Below are 8,938 nucleotides of genomic sequence, written 5' to 3'. Positions count from 1 at the left end.
GTGTTTTAACACCTAGCTACGTGTGCGCCCTCGACCGTTTCGCCGACGCCACGGGTTATAACCTGTGGATCCACGTCGACCCGGTAAGAGCGGCCGCGGGCCTGTACGGCACGACCATCGCGCACGGCTTCCTCACCCTGTCGCTGATCGTGCCGATCACCCAGCAGGTGATGACCGTCAGCGCCGCGAGCGCCGCGATCAACTACGGCCTGGACCGGGTCCGCTTCCTGACGCCGGTCCCGGTGGGCAGCCGGATCCGCGGCCGGGTCGCGCTCACCGAGGTCACCGAGGTGCCCGGCGGCGTGCAGGTGCACCGGCGCGTCGCGGTCGAACTCGAGGGCGCCGAACGGCCGGCCTGCGTGGCCGACGCCATTGTCCGCTACCTGAGCTGACCACGCCGACCGGCGACACCTGATCGTGTCGCCGGTCGTTAGCGGTCGTCGGCCAGATAGCGCTCGACCGTCTCCACTTTCGCGGTGAGCATGTCGGTGACGCCCGGCCGCAGATCGGCTTTGAGCACGAGACTGCACCGCGGCGCGACCGCGAGAATCGCGTCGCATGCCGCCTTCACCACGGCCATCACCTCGTCCCAGTCACCCTCGATCGTGGTGAACATCGCATCGGTGCGGTGGGGCAGCCCCGAGGCACGCACCACGCGCACCGCCGCCGCCACGGCTTCCCCGACCGACCCGTCGGCCTTGGCTGCGCCACTGGGCGCCACGGAGAACGCGACAAGCATGGTGATCCTTTCGCTACGGGTACCCGGAACATCATGCCGCCCCGCCAGGCCGCCAACCATGCGCCGACGCGCCGCGAACACAGCGCGACCATTACCCTCTATCGCGTGGCGATATCCAAGGTCGAGCGGCTGATGAATCTGGTCATCGCGCTGCTGTCGACCCGGCAGTTCCTGAGCGCGGAGCGCATTCGCGCCAGCGTGGCCGGTTACGAGGACTCCGCGACCGACGAGGCGTTCAGCCGGATGTTCGAGCGCGACAAGAACGAACTGCGCGATCTGGGCATTCCGCTGGAAGTCGGTCCGGTGGGGCGGTTCTCGACACTCGAGGGCTACCGGATCAACCGGGACGCCTACGAACTGCCCGACATCGACCTGTCCAGCGAGGAAGCGGCCGCGGTCGCGGTCGCCGTGCAGATGTGGGCGTCGCCGGAACTCGCGAGCGCCGCCGAGGGCGCGCTGCTGAAGCTGCGCGCGGCAGGCGTCACCGTCGAAACCGAGAACGTCGGGGTGTCGGTGCCCGCGGTACCGGCCCGCACCCGCGGCTCGGAACCGGTGCTGCGCGAGCTGCTCGCCGCGATCGACGCCGGGCAAGCCGTGCGCTTCGGGCACCACAGCGCCGTCACCGATCCCTTCGTCACCCGTGACGTCGAGCCGTGGGGTGTGGTCACCCGGCACGGGCGCTGGTACCTGGTCGGACACGACCGCGAGCGCGATGCCGTGCGGACCTTCCGGCTGTCCCGCATCGGCGGCGAGGTCACCCCGTACGGTCCGCACAACGCGGTCCGCAAACCCGAGGACGCGGATCTGCGCGCCATCGTCGACCGGGTCACCGGTGACGCGCCCGTCACCGGATCGGCCACCGTGTGGGTCGCCAAGGGCCGTGGACGCGAGCTGCGCCGCATCGGCACCGAGGTCGGCACCAGGGAACTCGGCGGCCGCGACGGCTCGGTCGTGGAAGTCCCGGTCCGCTCGCGCGACTGGGTGGCCCGGCTGATCACGGGCCTCGGTCCCGACGTGCTCGTGCTGGATCCACCGGAACTGCGCGCAGACGTGATGAACCGGCTACGGTCGGTACTCGACCACACGGAGGTGGCGTCGTGAGTTCGCGCCTGTCCCTACGTCTTTCGCGCCTGTTGAACATGGTGCCGTACCTGCTCGCGCACCCGGGCATCAGCGCGGCCGAGGCCGCCGCCGAGCTGGGCGTAACCACCAAGCAGCTGATGAGCGACCTCAATCAGCTGTGGATGTGCGGGCTGCCCGGCTACGGGCCCGGCGACCTGATCGACCTGTCGTTCTCCGAGGAGAGCATCGAGGTCACCTTCTCCGCGGGCATCGAAAGGCCGCTGCGACTGACCTCCACCGAGGCAACCGCGCTGCTGGTGGCGCTGCGCTCGATCGTGGAGATGCCGGGCATGGTCGACCCGACCGCCGCGCACGCCGCGATCGCCAAGATCGAATCGGCCATCGCCAGCAGCGACGCCGTCGTCACCGGCAAGCCGGTCGACGTGCCCGTCGAGCAGCCGGTCGTCGCCACCGTGCGCGCCGCGCTCGCCGACACCCGCGCCGTGCGCCTGGTCTACTACTCGGCCAGCCGCGACGAGGTGTCCGAACGGATCGTCGACCCGATCCGGGTGGTGCTGGTCGACAACAACAGCTACCTGCAAGCCTGGTGCAGGCAGGCCGAGGGCGTCCGGCTGTTCCGGTTCGACCGGATCGAGGACGCCACCGAACTCGACGAACCCGCCCGTCCGCCGAGTCACGCCGCCGCCGACGCGGCCGCCCTCGACCTGTTCCAGGACGATCCCGACGTGCCGCTGGCCCGGCTGCGGATCCGCGCCGACTACGCCTGGGTGCTCGACCAGTACCCGATGCACCGCATCCAGTCCAGGCCCGACGGCAGCATCGAGGCGGGCATGCGGTTCGCGACCGCGGACTGGATGGCACGACTGCTGCTCGGCTTCGGCACGGGCGTGACCGTGCTCGGACCACCGGAGCTGGTGGCGGCGGTGCGTGACCGGGCCGACGCGGCACTGGCCGCGTACGCGGCCGCCGGACTGCCAGGGGAGACCGAACCCGCGTGAACCAGCGAGTACTGGTCCTCGGCGCGGGCAGCATCGGCGTCTTCATCGGCGGTCATCTGGCCGCGGCGGGCATGGAAGTGATCTTCGTCGGGCGTCAGCGCATCCTCGACGACATCGCCGAGCACGGTCTGCAGCTGACCGACCTCGACGGCGGCGTGACCGATGTCCCGCCCGACCGCTTCGGGCTGGCCCTGGAACCGGACGAACCGGAACTGGCCGACCTCGTCCTGGTCACCGTGAAATCCGCCGCCACCGTGGCCGTCACCAGGACCGTCGCGGGCAGGCTGCGCCCCGGCACCCCGGTGGTGAGCCTGCAGAACGGCATCGGCAACGACACCCTCATCCGGGAGATCCTGCCCACCAGCATCGTGCTGGCGGGCATGGTGATGTTCAACGTCGTGCACCGCGGTCACGGCCGTTTCCACCGGGCCAGCGACGGCGTCGTGGCGATCCAGGACGACCCGGTGGTCGACCGGTTCGCCGAGCGCTTCCGGGCCGCGGGCCTGCCGCTGCGCCGCCATCGCGACCTGCGCCCGGTGCAGTGGGCCAAGCTGCTGCTCAACCTGAACAACCCGATCAACGCGCTCTCGGGGCGTCCGCTGCGCGAAGAACTCGCCGAGCGCGACTACCGGCGCTGCCTCGCGCTCACCCAGGCCGAAGCGCTCGCGGTGATGAACACTGCGCGAATTCGGCCCGCCCAGCTGACGCCGGTACCGCCCGAGCTGATGGTGCATCTGCTGCGCGTGCCCGACCCGATCTTCCGCCGGGTGTTCGGCCGGGTACTGGCCATCGACCCGCTCGCCCGCTCGTCCATGGCCGACGACCTCGCCCTGGGCAGGCGCACGGAAATCGCGTGGCTGTGCGGTGAAATCGTGCGGCTCGGCGAGATGGTCGGGTGCCCGACGCCGGTCAACCGCAGGCTGACCGAGCTGATCCGCAACGCCGAATCCGGGGACACCCGACGCTTCAGCGGAAGCCGGCTGTTCGCGGAGCTGACCGGGGCGGCGGGCGCTGCGCAGGGTTGAACGCGTGGCGAACACCGCCGCGGGTGACCGGTCACCACCGCCGCAGTGCAGGTAGCATCGGTAATCACCACAGTCTTTGGAGGTATCTGATAATGGGCACGTTCAGCTGGACGCACCTGCTGATCATCGCGTTGCTGTTCGTCCTGCTCTTCGGCGCGAAGCGGCTGCCGGACGCGGCGCGCGGTCTCGGCCGGTCTCTGCGGATCTTCAAGAGCGAGGTCGGCCAGATGCAGTCGGAGTCGGCCACGCAGGCCAATCCGCCCGCCCCGCAGGCGCCGCAGCAGCAGCTGCCCGCGTCCGCCCCGCAGGCGCAGACCCCGATCGTCGAACCGCAGCCGGGCCAGAAGTCGGTCTGACCTCGGAGTTCACCCCGGAGCGCGGATGACGCTCCGGGGCTGAGTGCTGTTTCGCGAGCAACCGCCGACATCGAGGGTTAGAGGCCACCACCCACCATGCGCATTCCGTTCGATCCACGGCGCAGCAAGCGCAGGACGAATCCCGACGGCACCATGTCGTTGGTCGAGCACCTGCAGGAACTGCGCACCCGGCTGTTGCTGGCGCTGGCCGCGATCGCGGTCACCACGCTGCTCGGCTTCTTCTGGTACGCGCATTCCCTCTTCGGCATCGAGAGCCTGGGCGAGATCCTGCGCGGGCCCTACTGTTCGCTGCCGGAATCGGCGCGCGCGAGCCTGAGCCCCGACGGCGCCTGCCGCCTGCTGGCGACCGCGCCGTTCGAGCAGTTCATGTTGCGCTTGAAGGTCGGCTTCACCGCCGGCGTGGTCATGGCGGCGCCGTTCTGGCTGTATCAGCTGTGGGCGTTCATCACCCCCGGCCTGTACGCGAAGGAGCGCAAGTACGCGGTCGGGTTCGTGGTCTCGGGCACGGTGCTGTTCGTGACGGGCGCGGTGCTGGCCTACGTTGTCGTCTCGCACGCGTTGTCGTTCCTGTTGACCATCGGTGACAACGTCCAGATCACCGCGCTCAGCGGTACCCAGTACTTCGGCTTCATCATCCAGTTGCTGATCATCTTCGGCGTCAGCTTCGAGACGCCACTGGTGATCATCGGGCTGAACCTGGTCGGCGTGCTGCCCTACGTCAAACTCAAGGCGTGGCGGCGCGGCATCATCTTCGGCCTGTTCGTCTTCGCCGCGATCGTGACGCCGCAGGATCCGTTCTCGATGCTGGCGCTGGCCATCGCGCTGACGGTCCTGTTCGAGCTGGCGGTGCAGTTCGCTCGCTTCAACGACGCCCGCCGGGCCCGCCGCGCGGCGAACGAGGGCTGGGGCGCGCTCTCGGACGAGGAAGCCTCGCCGCTGGACACCCCGGAACCCGTCCGGCCCGCCGACCCCGTCGCCGACCCGGAGAAAACCACCCGTCCGGTGTCGGACTACTCCGATACGCTCTGACGGGTGACCGATTCTCCCGCGCGGGCCAACGAGTTGGCGCAGTTCGCCAGCGCAATCTCTTTCGATCTGGACCCCTTCCAGCGGACCGCCTGCGCGGCGCTGGAAGACGGGCACAGCGTGCTCGTCTGCGCCCCGACCGGCGCGGGCAAGACGATCGTCGGCGAATTCGCGGTCCACATGGCGCTGGCCTCGGGCGGCAAATGCTTCTACACCACGCCGATCAAGGCGCTGTCGAACCAGAAGTTCGCCGACCTGACCGCACGCTACGGCCGCGACAGCGTCGGCCTGCTCACCGGTGACCAGTCGATCAACCCCGACGCACCGGTGGTGGTAATGACCACCGAGGTGCTGCGCAACATGCTCTACGCGTCCTCGGATTCGCTGCGTGGACTGTCCTATGTGGTGATGGACGAGGTGCACTACCTGGCCGACCGGTTCCGCGGCGCGGTGTGGGAGGAAGTCATCCTGCATCTGTCGCCGGACGTGCGGCTGGTGAGCCTGTCGGCGACGGTGTCCAACGCCGAGGAGTTCGGCGCGTGGATGGAGACCGTGCGCGGCGACACCGCGGTAGTGGTCGACGAGACCAGGCCGGTGCCGCTGTGGCAGCACGTGATGGTCGGCAGGCGCATGTTCGACCTGTTCGACACGAAATCCAGCGACCAGAAGGTGCTGGTCGACGAAGACCTCGTGCGGTTCATCCGCCAGCGCGAAGCCGCCGACCGGATGCAGGGCTACGGCGGCCCGCGCGGTCGTGGCGCGCGCGGCAACTTCCGGCCGCTGCCGCGTCCGGAGGTGCTGGCCCGCCTCGACGAGGAAGGCCTGCTGCCCGCGATCACGTTCATCTTCAGCCGCGCCGGTTGCGACGGCGCGCTGGCGCAGTGCCTGCGGGCACGACTCGACCTGAGCAGGCCGGACGAGGCCGAACAGATCGACGAGATCATCGAGAAGCACACCGGCGACCTGCCCAAGGGTGATCTGGAAGTGCTCGGCTACTGGGAGTGGCGCGAGGCGCTGCACCGCGGACTGGCCGCGCACCACGCGGGCATGCTGCCCGCGTTCCGGCACACCGTGGAGGAACTGTTCGTCAAGGGCCTGGTGCGCGCGGTATTCGCCACCGAGACCCTGGCACTGGGCATCAACATGCCCGCGCGGACCGTCGTGCTCGAGCGCCTGGTGAAGTTCAACGGTGAATCCCACGCCGAGCTGACCCCCGGCGAGTACACGCAGCTCACCGGGCGTGCGGGCAGGCGCGGCATCGACATCGAGGGTCACGCGGTGGTGCTGTGGCAGCCCGAGGTCGACACCAGTGCGGTCGCCGGCCTGGCCTCCACCCGCACCTATCCGCTGCGCAGTTCGTTCCGGCCGGGCTACAACATGTCGATCAACCTGATCGACCGGATGGGCGCGCAGGAGGCGCGGGCGCTGCTCGAGCGGTCCTTCGCCCAGTTCCAGGCCGACCGCTCGGTGGTGGGGCTGGTGCGCGGCATCGAACGCAATCAGGGCGCGATGCGCAAGCTGGAGAGCCAGCTCGGCGGCGTCGACGGCGGGTTCATGGAGTACCTGTTGTTGCGCGAGCGGATCAAGCAGCGCGAGCGCGAGATCCAGCAGCAGGGCAGGGCCGACCGGCGCGGCGCCGCGGTGAAGGCGCTGATCGAACTGCGCCGCGGTGACGTGGTGGCGATCCCGTCGGGCAGGCGCGCCGGGCTGGCGGTGATCCTGGAACCGGACCAGACCCCCGGCGACCCGCGTCCGCTGGTGCTCACCGAAGACCACTGGGCGGGCCGGGTCTCGGCGGCCGACTTCCCCGTCCCCGCCGAAGCGCTCGGCCACATGCGGTTGCCGCGGCGCGTCGACCACCGGACCGCCCGCATCCGCCGCGACCTCGCCTCGGCGCTGCGCGGCACCGGCATCTCCGCGCCGGGCAGGCGCAGGCGCAACGACCACACCCGCGCGGGCGAGGACCGCGAACTCTCGACCCTGCGCCGCAGCCTGCGCTCGCACCCGGCGCACACCCGGCCCGACCGGGAACAGCTCAACCGCACCGGCGAGCGCTACGCCCGGCTCGCGCGCGAGACCGAGACGATGCGCCAGAAGGTTGCCGCGACGACGAATTCGCTGGCGCGCACCTTCGACCGGATCGTCGGGCTGCTCGAGGAACGCGGGTTCGTCGAGCGCGGTGAAGTGACCGCCGACGGCAGGCGCCTGGCCCGGATCTACGCCGAGAGCGACCTGGTCGTCGCCGAGGTGCTGCGGCAGGGGCTGTGGCGCGGACTCGGCCCGGCCGAGCTCGCCGCGGTGGTGTCCACGCTGGTCTACGAGTCGCGCCAGGAGGGCGGGTTCCTCACCGCGTCCGGCCCGACCGAACCGATCCGCAGGGCGGTCGGCGCCACCATCGAGGTGTGGACGCAGCTGCGTGCCGACGAGGCACGGCACAAGCTGCCGCCGACCCGCGAACCCGACCTCGGCTTCGTCACCGGTGTCTACAAGTGGGCCCGTGGCGACGCATTGGCCGAGGCGTTGCTGGCCAGTGGTGATCAGGGCACGCCGCTGTCGGCCGGTGATTTCGTGCGCTGGTGCAGGCAGGTCATCGACCTGCTCGACCAGATTCACAACACCGCCGACGATCCCGAGATCGCGGCCACCGCGGCCAAGGCCGTGCGCGCCGTCCGGCGGGGTGTCGTCGCGGTGGACGCCGCGTAGTCGATACGTCTGTGATTTGATTTCCTGGCGTACCGACCGTGATGGCGGAGTCGTGCGAAAGCGGCTGGCCTGGCGCGGGGGGCTACCGTATGTACAACGATGCGAGTGGAGGCGAGTGGATGAGCGGCCCGTACGGACCGAACGGCCCAGGGGAGGGAAGCAACGATCCCACCCAGCACTGGGGAGGTCAGCAAGGGGCCGGTGGCGCCGGTCCCACCCAGCACTGGGGTGGAGCGGCACAGCCACCGCAGCAGCCGCAGCAGGCCCAGCCCACCCAGCACTGGGGTGACCCCAACGCACACCAGCCGCAGCAGCAGTGGGGACAGCAGCCGCCCCAGCAGCCTGGCCAGCAGCCGCAGTGGGGGCAGCAGCCGCAGCAGGGTGGGGTGCCGCAGCAGCCGACCGGCCCGCAGCAGCAGTGGGGTCAGACCCAGCCGCCGCCGCAGGACTGGAATGCCCAGGGAAGCAACGCCGGACAGCAGTGGGGCCAGCAGCAGCCCGCGCAGCAGTGGGGGCAGCAGCCGCAGCAGCAGTGGGGCCAGCAGCCCCCGCTGCAGCCGGCCTCCGGTGGCAAGGGCAAGGGGCTGGTGATCGGCCTCGCCGCGGCAGGCGTGCTGGTGCTCGCCGCCGTCGTCGCCCTGCTCCTGTTCGTGTTCTCCTCCGACGAACTCGACAATGCCGCGGTGCAGGACGGCGTCGCGCGCGTGCTGAAGGACTCCTATGGCATCGCCGACGTGACCGACGTGTCGTGCCCGTCGGGTCAGGAAGTGAAGGTCGACGCGACCTTCAGCTGCGACCTGAAGGTCAGCGGTGAGGCGAAGAATGTCACCGTCAAGATCACCAAGGACGACGGCACCTACGAGGTCGGCCGCCCGAACTAGGCCGCCGCACCCCAGGTTCCGGGGGGCGGGCCCGCGGGCGCGGGGGGGGCGGGGGGGGCTGGGGGAGCCCGGAGGGGGGGCGCGCCCGAGCGGGGGGGGCGAGCGG

Annotated in this window: 9 protein-coding genes; 8 read left to right on the top strand and 1 reads right to left on the bottom strand. The window is 70.3% G+C overall.

The features are described 5' to 3' along the window. Positions 1–392, top strand: a 392-nt coding sequence (locus ACFWPJ_RS13215) for a MaoC family dehydratase (RefSeq protein WP_378850547.1), incomplete at its 5' end; no start/stop codon positions are given. A gap of 38 nt (positions 393–430) precedes the next feature. Here the strand turns inward: ACFWPJ_RS13215 and ACFWPJ_RS13210 are convergent. Beyond that, positions 431–739 carry an MTH1187 family thiamine-binding protein gene (locus ACFWPJ_RS13210; RefSeq protein WP_378850544.1) on the bottom strand — a complete coding sequence of 103 codons (309 nt, stop codon included), beginning with the start codon at positions 737–739 and terminating at the stop codon, positions 431–433. Positions 740–844: 105 nt separating this feature from the next. On the opposite strand from ACFWPJ_RS13210, the gene ACFWPJ_RS13205 reads away from it, so the two are divergent. From ACFWPJ_RS13205 to ACFWPJ_RS13175, 7 genes are all read left to right on the top strand, one after another. Continuing rightward, complete coding sequence (locus ACFWPJ_RS13205) at positions 845–1,840, top strand: YafY family protein (protein WP_189022937.1); 996 nt, start codon at positions 845–847, stop codon at positions 1,838–1,840. Continuing rightward, the gene (locus tag ACFWPJ_RS13200; protein ID WP_378850540.1) at positions 1,837–2,820 is read left to right on the top strand and encodes a helix-turn-helix transcriptional regulator; all 984 of its coding nucleotides are present in this window, start codon (positions 1,837–1,839) and stop codon (positions 2,818–2,820) included. Before ACFWPJ_RS13205 ends, ACFWPJ_RS13200 begins: the two co-directional genes overlap by 4 nt. Next, positions 2,817–3,845, top strand: coding sequence for a 2-dehydropantoate 2-reductase (locus tag ACFWPJ_RS13195; protein WP_378850537.1), 1,029 nt, complete (start codon positions 2,817–2,819; stop codon positions 3,843–3,845). Before ACFWPJ_RS13200 ends, ACFWPJ_RS13195 begins: the two co-directional genes overlap by 4 nt. A 92-nt stretch (positions 3,846–3,937) precedes the next feature. Continuing rightward, positions 3,938–4,201 carry a Sec-independent protein translocase subunit TatA gene (gene tatA / locus ACFWPJ_RS13190; RefSeq protein WP_378850534.1) on the top strand — a complete coding sequence of 88 codons (264 nt, stop codon included), beginning with the start codon at positions 3,938–3,940 and terminating at the stop codon, positions 4,199–4,201. 96 nt (positions 4,202–4,297) lie between these two features. Further along, entirely contained in the window at positions 4,298–5,251 is a 954-nt protein-coding gene (gene tatC, locus ACFWPJ_RS13185; RefSeq protein WP_378850531.1) for a twin-arginine translocase subunit TatC, read from the top strand. 3 nt (positions 5,252–5,254) lie between these two features. Beyond that, on the top strand, positions 5,255–7,951 hold the full coding sequence (locus ACFWPJ_RS13180; protein ID WP_378850528.1) for a DEAD/DEAH box helicase: 2,697 nt from the start codon (positions 5,255–5,257) through the stop codon (positions 7,949–7,951). Between the two features lie 119 nt (positions 7,952–8,070). Continuing rightward, the gene (locus ACFWPJ_RS13175) at positions 8,071–8,832 is read left to right on the top strand and encodes a DUF4333 domain-containing protein (protein ID WP_378850525.1); all 762 of its coding nucleotides are present in this window, start codon (positions 8,071–8,073) and stop codon (positions 8,830–8,832) included. Positions 8,833–8,938: the final 106 nt, after the last annotated feature.

This window comes from Nocardia sp. NPDC058497 (assembly GCF_042720195.1).
GTDB lineage: Bacteria > Actinomycetota > Actinomycetes > Mycobacteriales > Mycobacteriaceae > Nocardia.
This window is presented reverse-complemented; position numbering and strand designations above follow the sequence as displayed.

Excerpts from the sequence above, each read along its gene's own strand:
- ACFWPJ_RS13175 (WP_378850525.1), top strand. The coding sequence starts at position 8,071 with ATGAGCGGCCCGTACGGACCGAACGGCCCAGGGGAGGGAAGCAACGAT.
- ACFWPJ_RS13210 (WP_378850544.1), bottom strand. The coding sequence starts at position 739 with ATGCTTGTCGCGTTCTCCGTGGCGCCCAGTGGCGCAGCCAAGGCCGAC.
- tatA (WP_378850534.1), top strand. The coding sequence starts at position 3,938 with ATGGGCACGTTCAGCTGGACGCACCTGCTGATCATCGCGTTGCTGTTC.
- tatC (WP_378850531.1), top strand. The coding sequence starts at position 4,298 with ATGCGCATTCCGTTCGATCCACGGCGCAGCAAGCGCAGGACGAATCCC.